The organism is Pantoea sp. SOD02 (genome assembly GCF_024707505.1).
Classification (GTDB): Bacteria; Pseudomonadota; Gammaproteobacteria; order Enterobacterales; family Enterobacteriaceae; genus Pantoea; species Pantoea symbiotica.
In genome coordinates this window covers 1,460,880-1,474,827 of record NZ_CP102604.1, presented here as the reverse complement: position 1 = coordinate 1,474,827, position 13,948 = coordinate 1,460,880, and the positions used below count along the sequence as shown (strand labels likewise).

At 54.0% G+C, this 13,948-nt stretch carries 11 protein-coding genes; 8 read left to right on the top strand and 3 right to left on the bottom strand.

Annotated elements, in window-relative coordinates; all coding sequences use genetic code 11:
• Positions 1 to 91 precede the first annotated feature (91 nt).
• The 5 genes from trxB to infA all read left to right on the top strand — a co-directional run bounded on the left by trxB (position 92) and on the right by infA (position 5,993).
• The gene (trxB, locus tag NR302_RS06830) at positions 92 to 1,057 is read left to right on the top strand and encodes a thioredoxin-disulfide reductase (RefSeq protein ID WP_061717155.1); all 966 of its coding nucleotides are present in this window, start codon (positions 92 to 94) and stop codon (positions 1,055 to 1,057) included.
• A 145-nt stretch (positions 1,058 to 1,202) separates the two neighbouring features.
• Complete coding sequence (gene cydD, locus NR302_RS06825) at positions 1,203 to 2,972, top strand: cysteine/glutathione ABC transporter permease/ATP-binding protein CydD (RefSeq protein WP_258144854.1); 1,770 nt, start codon at positions 1,203 to 1,205, stop codon at positions 2,970 to 2,972.
• Positions 2,972 to 4,702, top strand: a complete 1,731-nt coding sequence (cydC, locus tag NR302_RS06820) for a cysteine/glutathione ABC transporter ATP-binding protein/permease CydC (protein ID WP_258144853.1) — start codon at positions 2,972 to 2,974, stop codon at positions 4,700 to 4,702. The genes cydD and cydC overlap by 1 nt, the downstream gene beginning before the upstream one ends.
• Before the next feature lie 33 nt (positions 4,703 to 4,735).
• On the top strand, positions 4,736 to 5,428 hold the full coding sequence (gene aat / locus NR302_RS06815; protein ID WP_036647907.1) for a leucyl/phenylalanyl-tRNA--protein transferase: 693 nt from the start codon (positions 4,736 to 4,738) through the stop codon (positions 5,426 to 5,428).
• Positions 5,429 to 5,774: 346 nt separating this feature from the next.
• Complete coding sequence (infA, locus tag NR302_RS06810; protein WP_002211347.1) at positions 5,775 to 5,993, top strand: translation initiation factor IF-1; 219 nt, start codon at positions 5,775 to 5,777, stop codon at positions 5,991 to 5,993.
• A gap of 90 nt (positions 5,994 to 6,083) precedes the next feature.
• Here the strand turns inward: infA and clpA are convergent, their stop codons facing one another.
• Entirely contained in the window at positions 6,084 to 8,363 is a 2,280-nt protein-coding gene (gene clpA / locus NR302_RS06805; protein ID WP_008102430.1) for an ATP-dependent Clp protease ATP-binding subunit ClpA, read from the bottom strand.
• Between the two features lie 55 nt (positions 8,364 to 8,418).
• A complete protein-coding gene (gene clpS, locus NR302_RS06800) occupies positions 8,419 to 8,739 on the bottom strand; it encodes an ATP-dependent Clp protease adapter ClpS (RefSeq protein ID WP_007887621.1) in 321 nt (106 codons plus the stop codon).
• A gap of 323 nt (positions 8,740 to 9,062) precedes the next feature.
• Here clpS and cspD point away from each other — a divergent pair, with 323 nt between their 5' ends.
• Positions 9,063 to 9,290 carry a cold shock-like protein CspD gene (gene cspD / locus NR302_RS06795; protein ID WP_007887624.1) on the top strand — a complete coding sequence of 76 codons (228 nt, stop codon included), beginning with the start codon at positions 9,063 to 9,065 and terminating at the stop codon, positions 9,288 to 9,290.
• 92 nt (positions 9,291 to 9,382) lie between these two features.
• Here the strand turns inward: cspD and NR302_RS06790 are convergent, their stop codons facing one another.
• Positions 9,383 to 11,023 (bottom strand): ATP-dependent endonuclease, encoded by a 1,641-nt coding sequence (locus NR302_RS06790; protein WP_258145165.1) that lies wholly within the window; start codon positions 11,021 to 11,023, stop codon positions 9,383 to 9,385.
• A 137-nt stretch (positions 11,024 to 11,160) separates the two neighbouring features.
• Between NR302_RS06790 and NR302_RS06785 the strand changes: the two genes are divergently transcribed.
• Together NR302_RS06785 and poxB are read left to right on the top strand one after the other, a co-directional pair.
• Positions 11,161 to 12,057, top strand: coding sequence for a lysine exporter LysO family protein (locus NR302_RS06785; RefSeq protein ID WP_008102433.1), 897 nt, complete (start codon positions 11,161 to 11,163; stop codon positions 12,055 to 12,057).
• Between the two features lie 103 nt (positions 12,058 to 12,160).
• A complete protein-coding gene (gene poxB / locus NR302_RS06780) occupies positions 12,161 to 13,882 on the top strand; it encodes a ubiquinone-dependent pyruvate dehydrogenase (protein ID WP_258144852.1) in 1,722 nt (573 codons plus the stop codon).
• Positions 13,883 to 13,948 lie beyond the last annotated feature (66 nt).

Below are 13,948 nucleotides of genomic sequence, written 5' to 3'. Positions count from 1 at the left end.
AGTGATTGTTAACAAAATTGCTGAAGCCTTTTTTTGCGACGTTAATTTCCCTACAATCAAAAACTATGTTGTCAGAAAAATTGAGGAACGCATGAGTACGGCCAAACACAGTAAGCTGCTCATTCTGGGCTCCGGCCCTGCCGGTTACACTGCTGCGGTATATGCAGCGCGCGCTAACCTGAATCCGGTATTAATCACCGGGCTGGAAAAAGGGGGTCAGCTCACCACCACCACCGAGGTGGAGAACTGGCCAGGCGATGCAAACGATCTGACCGGTCCAGCGTTGATGGAGCGCATGCAAGAGCATGCTGAGAAATTCAACACCGAGATCATTTTTGACCACATTCATACCGTCGATTTGCAGAACCGTCCGTTCCGTTTGGTCGGCGACAGCGGTGAATACACTGCTGATGCGTTGATCATCGCAACTGGCGCCTCAGCGCGTTATCTCGGTCTGCCATCAGAAGAAGCGTTCAAAGGCAAAGGCGTGTCTGCTTGCGCGACCTGTGACGGTTTCTTCTACCGCAACCAGAAAGTTGCCGTGATTGGTGGAGGCAACACTGCCGTTGAGGAAGCACTTTACCTGGCTAACATTGCCGCTGAAGTGCATCTGATTCACCGTCGCGACAGCTTCCGCGCGGAGAAAATCCTCATCGATCGCCTGATGGAAAAAGTGCGTAATGGCAACATCGTGCTGCACACCGACCGCACGCTGGACGAAGTGGTTGGCGATCAAATGGGCGTGACCGGCTTGAAGCTGCTGTCTACCAAAGGTGAAGCGGCGGAATCACTCGATGTCGCTGGTCTGTTTGTCGCTATCGGCCACAGTCCAAATACCGCAATCTTTGATGGTCAGCTGGATTTAGAAAATGGCTACATCAAAGTGCAGTCTGGTTTGCATGGTAACGCCACTCAAACCAGCATCCCAGGCGTGTTCGCTGCCGGCGATGTGATGGATCATATTTATCGCCAGGCCATTACCTCTGCCGGTACCGGCTGTATGGCTGCGTTGGATGCGGAACGCTTCCTCGATGGACTGGTTAAAAACGATAAGTAAGTTGTTAATAACCTGATCATAATAGCCTAAAGGCGGCCAGTTTTGGTCGCCTTTTTTGTTACCTGCGTGCTACAGTTCACGCGCCCGACATTGCTGGGTTTTCATCCGGGATTCACATCTCTTTTGAGTTACCAAACGGCATCGCATGAACAAATCACGGCAACAAGAACTTCTCCGCTGGCTCCGTCAGCAACGTCATCACGGTGCGCGCAACTTGCGTGTAGCTTCGCTGTTGGGTTTTGCTGGCGCACTGGTCATTATCGCCCAAGCCTGGTTAATGGCTTCACTGCTGCAAAATCTGCTGGTCGCGCAACAACCTCGTGCATCACTGCTCACCGATTTTCTGTTGTTGCTCCTGTGCTTTGTCTTACGTGCTGGATTGCATTACGCCCGCGAAATGGCAGGACATCGCGCTGGCGTCGCCATTCGCCGTGCGCTGCGTCAGCAGGTTCTGGATCGCCTCAATGTGCTCGGTCCCGCCTGGATTCAGGGCAAACCCGCAGGCAGCTGGGCTACGCTGCTGCTCGAGCAAATCGAAGAGATGCAGGAATACTACGCGCGCTATCTGCCACAAATGTCGCTGGCGGTCTTTATTCCATTAGCTATTTTGATCGCCATTTTCCCGATTAACTGGGCGGCAGGATTGATTCTGCTGGTGACCGCGCCACTGATTCCCCTGTTTATGGCGATGGTTGGTATGGGCGCGGCGGATGCCAACCGCCGCAACTTTGTTGCTCTCGCAAGGCTGAGCGGTGATTTTTACGATCGTTTGCGTGGACGTGAAACGCTGCGCCTGTTCTATCGCGCCGCGGCAGAGCAAGAAGCGATTGCCGCCAGCACCACCGATTTCCGTCAGCGCACCATGGAAGTGTTGCGACTGGCGTTTCTCTCTTCCGCCGTGCTGGAGTTTTTTGCCTCACTGGCGATTGCTGTCGTCGCGGTCTATTTCGGTTTTTCTTACCTTGGCGAACTGAATTTTGGTCATTACAGCACCGGCGTAACGCTGTTTGCCGGTTTTCTGGCACTCATTCTGGCGCCCGAATTTTTCCAGCCGTTACGCGATTTAGGCACTTTTTATCACGCCAAAGCGCAAGCGATTGGCGGAGCTGATGCGCTGGACCAGTTTCTACGTGAAAGTCCCGATCCAACCTTAGAACACGCTTCCCGCGAGCTTTCCCTCACGGCACCGCTACACCTTCATGCGCAGGACCTAGTGGTAATGACAGCCAGCGGTGAAGCGCTGTCTCAATCGCTGAATTTTACTCTCAACGCCGGTAAACGCGTGGCGTTAGTAGGACAAAGCGGCGCAGGGAAAACCGCGCTGATGAACGTCTTGCTGGGTTTCCTGCCTTATCAAGGATCGCTGCAGATTAGTGGACAGGAGCTGCGCGATATCAGCCGCGACAGCTGGCAAAAACATATCGCCTGGGTTGGCCAAAATCCCCATTTACCCGCGCAAACGCTGCGCGAAAATCTGCTGCTCAATAGCCGCATTGATGACGCTACGCTCATGTCGGTTCTACAGCGCGCGGGTGTTGATGAATTTTTAGATCGTCTGCCACAAGGATTAGATACCGTTTTAGGCGATGGCGGCGTGGGTCTTTCCGTCGGTCAGGCGCAGCGTATTGCCGTAGCGCGTGCATTGCTTAAACCAGCGCAATTGCTGCTGCTCGATGAGCCCGGTTCCGGGCTGGATAGCCAGAGCGAGCAGCATGTCATCAATGCCTTGCAACAAGCAGCCACTCAGCAAACCACGTTGATGATCACACACCAACTTAACGAGCTCGCGAGTTGGGATGAAGTGTGGGTGATGCAGGCGGGGCAACTGGTGCAACAAGGTCCCTGGCAGCAGCTGATTGAACAAGATGGACCACTGCGCGAAATGGCGCAGCATCGTCAAAAGGAGATCGCATAATGAACGATTTATTGCCTTTCCTGCGTCTGTTTAGCCGTCATCCATGGCGTTTAGGACTTGGCGTTGTTCTTGCCATCATCACCTTGCTTGCCAGTATTGGACTGCTTACGTTATCCGGCTGGTTCCTCGCCGCCTCTTCACTGGCGGGCGTAGCGGGACTTTACACGTTCAACTATATGTTGCCCGCAGCTGGCGTACGTGGCGCGGCGATCACGCGCACGGCTGCGCGTTATTTTGAGCGACTGGTGAGTCACGATGCCACTTTCCGCGTGCTGCAACATTTGCGCGTGTTCACCTTTGGCAAAGTCATCGCCCTCGCGCCGGAACAGCTGGCTCGTTTTCGTCAGGGTGAATTACTCAACCGCTTTGTCAGCGACGTCGATACACTCGATCATCTCTACCTGCGTGTGATCTCACCGTTGATTGGCGCAGCCGTGGTAATTGTGGTGGTCACCTGCGGCTTAGCCTTGCTGGATGTACCGCTAGCTTTGCTGCTCGGCGGCATCATGCTATTGACGCTATTGCTTATGCCGCCGCTCTTCTGGCGGCTTGGCACTTCAGCCGGACACCAGATTGCCCAGCATCAGGCCAGCTGGCGCATGCAATTGACGCAATGGATTACCGGTCTGTCTGAGCTGAAAATTTATGGCGCTGCACATATGTGGCGCGCCCAGCTTGATAGCGAAGAACTTAACTGGCAACAGGCGCAACGCAGGCAACATCGCCTGCAGGCGCTGGCGCAAAGTCTGCTGCTGGTCATCAGCGGCGCAACGGTGACGCTGTTGTTATGGATCTCCGCCAATGACGTGGGGGGAAACAGTGCACCGGGCGCATTTATCGCGCTGTTTGTGTTCTGCGGACTGGCGGCATTTGAAGCGCTGGCCCCGGTTGCAGGAGCGTTTCTGCCGCTTTCGCAGGTGACCAGCGCCGCTAAGCGGGTCCAGGAAATCATTGAACAGCCCGCCGCAATCCGTTTTCCCAACGCTAAAATCAGTAGTGCATCAGGTATCAGCCTGAAAATGGAGAACATCAGCTTCAGCTATCCGCAGCGTCCTGAACCGGTGTTGCAGAATTTCTCTCTATCGCTAAATGCAGGCGAACATCTGGCGCTGCTCGGTCCAACCGGCTGCGGCAAATCCAGCCTACTGGCGCTGATTACCCGAGGTTGGGAAGCGCAACAAGGTTCGATTAGCCTGAACGACAGCGATATCGCTTTATGGGATGAAGCTTCGCTGCGCAGCCGCATTAGCGTGGTAACACAGCGCGTGCATCTGTTTAGCCAAACGCTGCGCGATAATCTGTTGCTGGCAAAACCTGATGCCAGTGATGAGCAACTGGTTGATGCATTAAACAAGGTCGGTCTGGCTCATCTGGCCGAGCACAACGAAGGATTGAACGCATGGATGGGCGATGGCGGTCGACCGTTATCTGGCGGTGAACTGCGTCGTCTGGCAATTGCGCGCGCTCTGTTGCACGATTGCGATTTGTGGCTGCTGGATGAACCCACTGAAGGTCTTGATGCCAGCACCGAGCAGCAGATTCTGACGCTATTGCAGCACGTCACCCGTGGTAAAACGCTGATTATGGTGACGCATCGCTTAAGCGGTTTAGATGCCATGGACCGTATTTGCGTTATGGATCAGGGACAGATTATTGAATCCGGTTCGCACGCCGAATTAATCTCAAAAGCAGGCCGCTACTGGCGTTTCCATCAGCGCTTTACGCTATAGTCTTAGCCAACAGCCCTGAGTGTGATTGACGCAATGAGACTGATACAGCTTTCACGAGATTCATTAAATTTCCCACCACCGGAAATGGCGCTGCGCGAGCCCAATGGATTATTGGCGATGGGCGGCGATCTCTCCCCTGCTCGCCTGATGAATGCTTATCAGCGTGGAATTTTCCCGTGGTTTTCTCCGGGCGATCCGATTCTTTGGTGGTCGCCGGATCCTCGCGCGGTAATGCTGCCAGAATCTTTCCATCTCAGCCGCAGTATGGCGCGCTTCCATAAGCGCTCACCGTATCGCGTCACCATGAATCATGCTTTTCCGCAGGTACTGGAAGGCTGTGCCAGTGGTCGACAGGAAGGGACGTGGATTACTTTTGAAGTGAAACGGGCGTGGTTACGATTGTACGAACTGGGCCATGCACATTCGATTGAAGTCTGGTGCGATCAGCAACTGGTCGGCGGGATGTATGGCCTGGCGCTGGGGCAAATTTTTTGCGGTGAATCGATGTTTAGCCGCCAGGAAAATGCTTCGAAAACCGCACTCTGGGTATTCGCGCAACATTTTCTCGCGCATCAGGGCCGACTGATTGATTGTCAGGTACTGAACCCGCATACCGCTTCCCTGGGTGCGGTTGAAATTCCCCGCGTCGATTATCTACAGTACGTGCAAACGCTGGCGTGGCAACCGGTTTCCGAGAGTTGCTGGCAAACACAAACCCTTTTTTGACATCGGTCACCGATGTTTTGCACACAATTCCCGACAAAAGTGATACAATAAGCGAGTTTGGTATGTCGTCCGCGCTTCGCTGTGGCGAGCCGGAATTGCCAGGTTGGGAATCTCACACATTTCCCGAAGCTGTTTTGATTGTGCAACTGATGCCGATTGCTACAGATTCTTAGCCCGCTAATCCCCCGCAGACGTCAAAAAACACCCTAATTTATCCGTACTGCACGCGCAACGGCGCGACGCACGGCGAAGCGTTGGCAAAATCATCAACGGTTCTTTACATAAATCATGGAATTCGGCATTATCTTGCCGGTTCAACAGTTTGGTAGTACACCCAGAGGATTCGATGGCCAAAGAAGACAATATTGAAATGCAAGGTACCGTACTGGATACGTTACCGAACACCATGTTCCGCGTAGAGCTTGAAAACGGGCACGTGGTTACCGCTCATATCTCCGGTAAAATGCGCAAAAACTACATCCGCATCCTGACGGGCGACAAAGTGACTGTCGAGTTGACCCCGTACGACCTGAGCAAAGGCCGCATTGTCTTCCGTAGTCGCTAAGTAAATATTCACATCTCGCGATGGTTATATTTACATAGCGCGAAAAAAAGGCCGGATTCGCATCCGGCCTTTTTCATATCTGCATTTCGCTTAGTGCACCGTACCTTCGGTTTTACGTTTTTCCGCACTCAGGAAGTGGTAAGTAAGCTGGTTTTTATCTTTATCCAGCGCTACTGATACCGATCCACCATCAACCAGCGAACCAAACAGCAGTTCATTCGCCAACGGTTTCTTCAGATTTTCCTGTACGGCACGTGCCATCGGACGCGCTCCCATCGCTTTGTCGTAACCTTTATCAGCCAGCCAATCGCGCGCATCATCGCTAACTTCCAGCGATACGCCCTTCGCATCCAGCTGAGCTTGCAACTCGACGATGAATTTATCCACTACCTGATGAATCACTTCCTGAGACAGGTGACGGAACCAGATAATGTTGTCGAGACGGTTACGGAACTCTGGCGTAAAGATCTTTTTGATCTCTTCCATCGCGTCAGTACTGTTGTCCTGATGAATCAGACCAATCGACTTACGTTCAGTCTCACGCACACCGGCGTTGGTGGTCATCACCAGCACTACGTTGCGGAAGTCTGCTTTACGGCCGTTGTTATCGGTCAGCATACCGTTGTCCATCACCTGCAGCAGCAGGTTGAAGACATCCGGGTGCGCTTTCTCAATTTCATCCAGCAGCACCACAGCGTGCGGATGTTTAATTACCGCATCTGTCAGCAAACCGCCCTGATCGAAGCCAACGTAGCCCGGAGGCGCACCAATCAAGCGGCTGACGGTATGACGTTCCATATATTCGGACATATCGAAACGCAGCAGCTCGATACCCAGCGCTTTGGCTAACTGGACAGTAACTTCTGTTTTACCGACACCGGTTGGGCCCGCAAACAGGAAGGAACCAACCGGTTTACGATCCTGCCCCAAACCTGCACGACTCATCTTGATTGCTTCAGTCAGTGCTTCAATCGCATTATCCTGACCAAACACCAGCATCTTCAGACGATCGCCAAGATTTTTCAGCGTATCGCGATCGGTTGCTGACACACTCTGCTCAGGAATACGCGCAATACGCGCCACCACCGTTTCGATATCCGAAACGTTGACGGTTTTCTTACGCTTGCTGACCGGCACCAGGCGCGCACGCGCACCGGCTTCGTCGATCACGTCAATAGCTTTATCCGGCAGATGACGATCGTTGATGTATTTCACCGCCAGTTCCACCGCCGCACGCACCGCTTTCGCGGTATAACGCACATCATGGTGCGCTTCGTACTTCGGCTTCAGGCCGTTGAGAATCTGCACGGTCTCTTCCACAGAAGGCTCGGTAATATCGATCTTCTGGAAACGACGCGCCAGCGCACGATCCTTCTCAAAGATATTGCTGAATTCCTGATAAGTGGTTGAACCCATCACGCGGATTTTACCGCTGGAGAGCAATGGTTTGATCAGGTTTGCCGCATCGACCTGGCCACCCGATGCTGCACCAGCACCGATAATGGTATGAATTTCATCAATAAACAGGATGCTGTTACTGTCCTGTTCCAGCTGTTTCAGCAGCGCTTTGAAACGTTTTTCAAAATCACCACGGTATTTGGTACCCGCCAGCAGCGAACCGATGTCGAGTGAATAGATGGTGCACTCTTTCATCACTTCCGGTACGTCGCCCTGCACAATGCGCCAGGCAAGCCCTTCAGCAATCGCAGTTTTACCCACGCCCGATTCACCCACCAGCAGCGGGTTGTTCTTACGACGACGGCATAATACCTGAACAGTACGTTCCAGCTCTTTATCGCGGCCGATCAGCGGATCGATTCCGCCGACACGAGCAAGCTGATTAAGATTGGTGGTGAAGTTTTCCATACGATCCTCCCCGCCTGCTTGCTCTTCGTTAACCGGATTCTCCGCATTGTTCTGCGGCTGGCCGGGTTCGTCTTTACGCGTACCATGGGAGATGAAGTTCACCACATCGAGGCGGCTCACTTCGTGTTTGCGCAGCAGATAAGCCGCTTGCGACTCCTGCTCGCTGAAAATCGCGACCAGCACGTTCGCGCCTGCGACTTCGCTGCGACCGGAAGACTGGACATGGAATACCGCGCGCTGCAACACGCGCTGGAAGCTGAGCGTAGGTTGGGTATCGCGCTCCTCTTCACTGGCAGGCAGCACCGGCGTGGTTTGTTCGATGAAGGCTTCGAGTTCCTGACGCAGAGCCACGATATCCACCGAGCAGGCTTCCAGTGCCTCTCTGGCCGACGGGTTACTGAGCAATGCCAGCAACAGATGCTCGACGGTCATAAACTCATGACGGTGCTCGCGCGCTCTGGCGAAAGCCATATTTAAACTGAGTTCCAGTTCTTGATTGAGCATTTGGCACCTCCCCCAATTATCGCTCTGACAACCTATCTCCTATATGGAGATGGCTTCAGGCTTTTTCTAGCGTACACAGCAACGGATGTTCATTATCTCGTGCGTAATTGTTCACCTGGGCTACTTTGGTCTCCGCCACTTCTGCAGTGAATACACCACAGATTGCTTTTCCATGGTAGTGAACTTTCAACATCAGCTGCGTTGCACGTTCAATATCATAAGAAAAGAACTTTTGCAGAACGTCAATAACAAATTCCATAGGTGTATAATCGTCATTGTTCAGAATGACTTTATACATTGAAGGCGGCTTTAACCCTTCGCGTACTTTATCTTCGGCTAGATGTTCAAAATTAAGCCAGTCGTTTGTGTTTGCCATAATGTTCCGTCGAAATTCTGCGTTACGGTTGTGCACATCTCTGCGCCCATTCCTAAAGTTTAACATGCCTGTCAAGCCGGTTTTCAGATGATAAAAACTGGCCCTAAAAGCACATGCGCGACCTGTATCACAAAATTTGCAATAGCGTTAACTGCCTCAAATTTTGATGAATTTATCCCTGTCCGCCAGGGCCGTTTGCTTGACGATAAGGTCCGTTTCTCTACATTCTACTAACACAAGCTGATTGAGTTTTAAACAAACTCGACTCACAGCTTCAATGACCTCACCTACTTATCAAAATGTCTTGCGAGGGAAGTAAAAGCATGGAGACGGGTACAGTAAAATGGTTCAACAACGCCAAAGGCTTCGGGTTTATCTGTCCGATTAGCGGCGGCGACGATATCTTCGCACACTACTCCACGATTCAGATGGAGGGATACAGAACGCTGAAAGCTGGCCAGCAGGTTCAGTTTGATGTCCATGAAGGACCAAAAGGCAATCATGCCAGCCTGATCGTGCCCTGTGAAGCCACGCAAGCCGCGGTCGCTTAACGCGCATGCTGTTTCACGTATTCTGACCACTCCCGAAAAAAAATGCCAGCCGCAGACGCTGGCATTTTTATTTGGCTCATCTCACCCTTTCCTCAATCCGCCCGACCGCGCGCCAACCACATCACGTGCGCAAACAGTTGATCCAGCAACGGCGGGATCGCCTGTGGCCCGCGCTCAGCCGCAGCCATCGCGACGGCAATCGCCAGCTCAGGTTTCGAGCTGTGCTGAATGGCTTTACTAATAATACGCCGCGTATTCATCGGCGCGTTTAACGGCAGGTGCGCCGTCTGGTGATAAACATCGCTGAAGCCCTGCTTATAGAGAAAATGTTCGATATCCGGTGCCGGGAACTGCGTGAGATGATCGCTCTCCCGCGCCGCCGATGGCAGCTGACTGCGGGCGGTAGCTGCATATTTGCTGCCCGCCTGGTCGCCATCGGTCAGCACATGCCAGGCGATGCCCATACGTTGGGCAAACTTCAGCAGCGGTTTCAAACCCGATTGCGCAAACTCAATTACTTTCACCCCTTCCGCCGCGAAGTGATAGCCACGCTGCCGCGCCAGCTCATTGATAATCCACACTTCGGTCTCGCCTTCCACCAGCAGCCAGCAGCGGGCAAACAGCGCTGAAGGACGATTAACGCGGATGTGGAAACCGATACGGCGGCTCTCTTCAGCACTTAAACCTTCGGGTCCAATGCGCCATGCCGCCACACGCGCGGGTTCGCGCACCAGCCGACAGATATTCTCCAGCGGCACCTGCGATAGCAGTTCGCCCGAGTTGGTGGTGGCGATTTTTTGCAGCGGCATCAGCTCCAGTAAATTCCACGCCACCGACAGCATAATGGGATGCAGCCGCGTTTCTGGATCTTCCACCAGCAGCAGCGGATGCGCGCCCGCTGGCAGCGGTTCGTTGCCGTGCGCCTGAATCAACAGCGAGAACATACGCAGCAAAATCACCTGACGACTGCGCGATTCCGTACCGGCAATCAGGTGATTAAGTTTATCCAGCGAACGCCAGCCTTCGCTGCCATCGCGAACTTCCGGTGCCACGCGCGGCGCGCTACTGCCTGATTGCTGCACCAGAAAATAGTGTTCCAGCAGCTGCTGCATGGTGTGCAATCCCTGACGCAACAGATCGTCGCTCAGCGTTTGAGGACGCACCACCAAATCGCGCGTCAGATTTTCCACTTCCTGTGCCAGTGCCGTCAGCGTCGTCGCGCGGCGTTCCACATCGCTGTCCGCATGGCGGTTACGACGGCCAAAACGCGCATCGCGTAAACGCAATACCGGATAATAAGCGCGCAGATGTGCCAGCGCCGCGTCGGTGCCCGCCAGCGGCAACACATCGTTATGTTGATCGATGAAACGCCAGGTAGTTTTTACGCCCTGATCCTGACGCTTAGCGCGAGTGCTGAAGCGAATATAGCGGCCATGCTCATCGTGCTGCCAGAAAGGCTGAAACAACGCGCTTTCATCATCGCTCTGAGCGCGAAAACGAAATATCAGCTGCAACTGACGCATGCGGGCATCAATATCGCCGGGAGGAAAGTGAAAGTCGTGTTCAGTGAATTGATAAGGCTCGGCGGCAGGCGCCAGCAACAGCGTCAGTGCATCGAGCAGGCTCGATTTACCCCAGGCATTTTCCCCAATCAGCAAATTGGTGTTGGTCAACGGCAATGACAGCCGATTAATGCCGCGAAAACCGTGAATATCGATATGTTCCAGAATCATCATACATTCCATCCGATGCTTTGCCTGAGCATGGTCCGCCACGCTGCGTTGGTCAAGTCAGCGCCGGGGGAAAAGGTTTACACTTCAACCGTTTTTCGCTAGCGTGGCAGCCCGCCAATCATGGATAGAAAACCCACATGTACGGATTGATTATCATCCTTTTGCCGCTAATTCTTGGCTATCTGCTGCCGCTGCGGCACACCACGCTTTTACAGGCGGTTGGCCGCACGTTGAGCGCGCTGGTCTACATCATTCTGTTCTTTATGGGCACCAGCCTGGCGTTTCTCGATAACCTGAGCAGCAATTTGCTGGCCATTTTCCACATCGCGCTGGTGAGCATGCTGAGCATTCTTGCCTGCTCGCTGCTAGCGCTGTGGCTGCTGGAGCGACGCTGGCCGTGGCGTCATCAGCACAAACCTCAAGCGCTGCCGTCAAGGCTGCATATGGCGCTGGAGTCGCTCAAGTTGTGCGGTTCGGTGCTGGCGGGCTTTCTGCTTGGTTTGAGTCAGTGGGCACCGCTGCGTCATGCCTCGACCATCAGTGAATACGCCTTGATGCTGATGCTATTGCTGGTCGGTATTCAACTGCGCAGCAGCGGCATGACGCTGCGTCAAATCACCATCAACCGGCGCGGCATGCTGGTAGCGCTGGTATCGCTGTGTAGTGCACTGGTGGGCGGCATGATTGCCGCGCTGCTATTAGATCTGCCGATCAAAACCGGTCTGGCGTTAGCCAGCGGCTTCGGCTGGTATTCACTCTCCGGCATTCTGATGAGCGAATCTTTCGGCCCGGTGATAGGCAGCGCCGCCTTCTTCAACGACCTGCTGCGTGAGCTGATCACCATTATGCTGATTCCGCTGCTGATAACGCGTCAACGCAGCATGACGCTGGGTTTGAGCGGTGCGACCTCAATGGATTTCACCCTGCCGATCCTGCAACGCACCGGCGGCATGGAAATCGTGCCCGCCGCCATTGTGCACGGTTTTATTATGAGTTTGCTGGCCCCAATCCTGATCGCCCTGTTCTCGGCATAACGCATTTTTTCACGGCTGCACGCCAGCTTCATCGTCTACGCTTTCTGACTGACACGTTTTCGCCATCGGCATGGATGGCTCAACACCAGAAAGGAGCATAACGATGAAGCAAACTGTGGCAGCAATGCTGGCAAAAACCCTGGAAAACGCCGGCGTGAAACGCATTTGGGGCGTCACCGGTGACTCACTTAACGGGCTGAGCGACAGCCTGAATCGCATGGGCACCATTGAATGGATGCCAACGCGCCATGAAGAAGTAGCGGCGTTCGCCGCCGGCGCCGAAGCCCAAATCAGCGGCGAGCTGGCGGTATGCGCCGGTTCCTGTGGACCGGGCAACCTGCATCTCATCAACGGCTTGTTTGATTGCCACCGCAACCACGTTCCGGTATTGGCGATCGCCGCCCACATCCCTTCCAGCGAAATCGGTAGCGGCTACTTCCAGGAAACTCATCCGCAAGAATTGTTCCGCGAATGCAGCCACTATTGCGAGCTGGTGTCCAATCCGGAGCAGCTGCCGCAGGTGCTGGGCATTGCGATGCGTAAAGCGATTCTCAATCGTGGCGTATCGGTAATTGTGATCCCCGGCGACGTGGCGTTGCAGCCGGCGCCGGAAAGCGCACGTAGCGAATGGTATCCACCGCAGTTGCCGCATGTGGTGCCAACCGCCCGCGAAGTATCCGCCTTAGCCGAAACGTTGAATGCAGCAAAAAATATCACCCTGCTGTGCGGTAGCGGTTGTGCTGGCGCACACGCCGAAGTGGTGAAGCTGGCAGAAACGCTGAAAGCGCCGATCGTGCATGCGATGCGCGGTAAAGAGCACATCGAATACGATAACCCTTACGATGTCGGCATGACCGGATTGATTGGCTTCTCCTCCGGTTTCCACGCCATGATGAACGCCGATACCTTAGTGCTGCTGGGGACACAATTTCCCTATCGCGCCTTCTATCCGGCCGATGCCAAAATCATCCAGATCGATATCAATCCCGGCAGCCTCGGATCGCACAGCCATGTCGATATGGCGCTGGTCGGTGACATCAAAACCACCTTACATGCGCTGCAGCCACAGCTCACCAGCAAAACCGATCGCCAGCATCTGGATAAAGCGCTGGAGCATTATGTCGATGCGCGTAAAGGGCTGGATGAGTTGGCCACCGCCAACGATAAGTTGGCGATTCACCCGCAATATCTGGCCCAGCAAATCAGTGAATATGCCGATGATGACGCCATCTTTACCTGCGACGTCGGCACACCAACCGTGTGGGCGGCGCGCTATCTGAAGATGAACGGCAAACGTCGTTTAATCGGCTCGTTCAATCACGGGTCGATGGCCAACGCCATGCCGCAGGCGTTAGGTGCGCAGTCGCTGGACAAGCAGCGTCAGGTGGTTGCGCTGTGTGGCGACGGTGGTTTTAGCATGCTGATGGGCGATTTCATTTCGGTGGCGCAGCTGAAACTGCCGGTGAAACTGGTGATCTTCAATAATAGCGTGCTGGGCTTTGTGGCGATGGAGATGAAAGCTGGCGGCTATCTAACCGATGGCACCGATCTCGAAAACCCTGATTTCGCCGCCATTGCCGCCGCCTGCGGCATCAAAGGCATTCGCGTCGAGAAAGCCTCCGATCTCAACGGCGCGCTGCAGGAAGCCTTTGCGCATGATGGTCCAGTGCTGCTTGACGTGATTACCGCCAAGGAAGAGTTGTCGATGCCGCCGCAGATCAAAGCCGAGCAGGCTAAAGGTTTTAGCCTCTATATGATGCGCGCCATTCTGAATGGACGTGGTGATGAGATCGTGGAGCTGGCGAAAACCAACTGGCTGAGGTAAAACAATTCAGGCCAAACATGATGATAACGCGGGCGCTCTGCCCGCTTTTTTATTTCAGGAGAGCGA

Bases quoted from the DNA above. Each gene is read 5' to 3' on its own strand.
- trxB (WP_061717155.1), top strand. From the start codon at position 92: ATGAGTACGGCCAAACACAGTAAGCTGCTCATTCTGGGCTCCGGCCCT.
- cydD (WP_258144854.1), top strand. From the start codon at position 1,203: ATGAACAAATCACGGCAACAAGAACTTCTCCGCTGGCTCCGTCAGCAA.
- cydC (WP_258144853.1), top strand. From the start codon at position 2,972: ATGAACGATTTATTGCCTTTCCTGCGTCTGTTTAGCCGTCATCCATGG.
- aat (WP_036647907.1), top strand. From the start codon at position 4,736: ATGAGACTGATACAGCTTTCACGAGATTCATTAAATTTCCCACCACCG.
- infA (WP_002211347.1), top strand. From the start codon at position 5,775: ATGGCCAAAGAAGACAATATTGAAATGCAAGGTACCGTACTGGATACG.
- clpA (WP_008102430.1), bottom strand. From the start codon at position 8,363: ATGCTCAATCAAGAACTGGAACTCAGTTTAAATATGGCTTTCGCCAGA.
- clpS (WP_007887621.1), bottom strand. From the start codon at position 8,739: ATGGCAAACACAAACGACTGGCTTAATTTTGAACATCTAGCCGAAGAT.
- cspD (WP_007887624.1), top strand. From the start codon at position 9,063: ATGGAGACGGGTACAGTAAAATGGTTCAACAACGCCAAAGGCTTCGGG.
- NR302_RS06790 (WP_258145165.1), bottom strand. From the start codon at position 11,023: ATGATTCTGGAACATATCGATATTCACGGTTTTCGCGGCATTAATCGG.
- NR302_RS06785 (WP_008102433.1), top strand. From the start codon at position 11,161: ATGTACGGATTGATTATCATCCTTTTGCCGCTAATTCTTGGCTATCTG.
- poxB (WP_258144852.1), top strand. From the start codon at position 12,161: ATGAAGCAAACTGTGGCAGCAATGCTGGCAAAAACCCTGGAAAACGCC.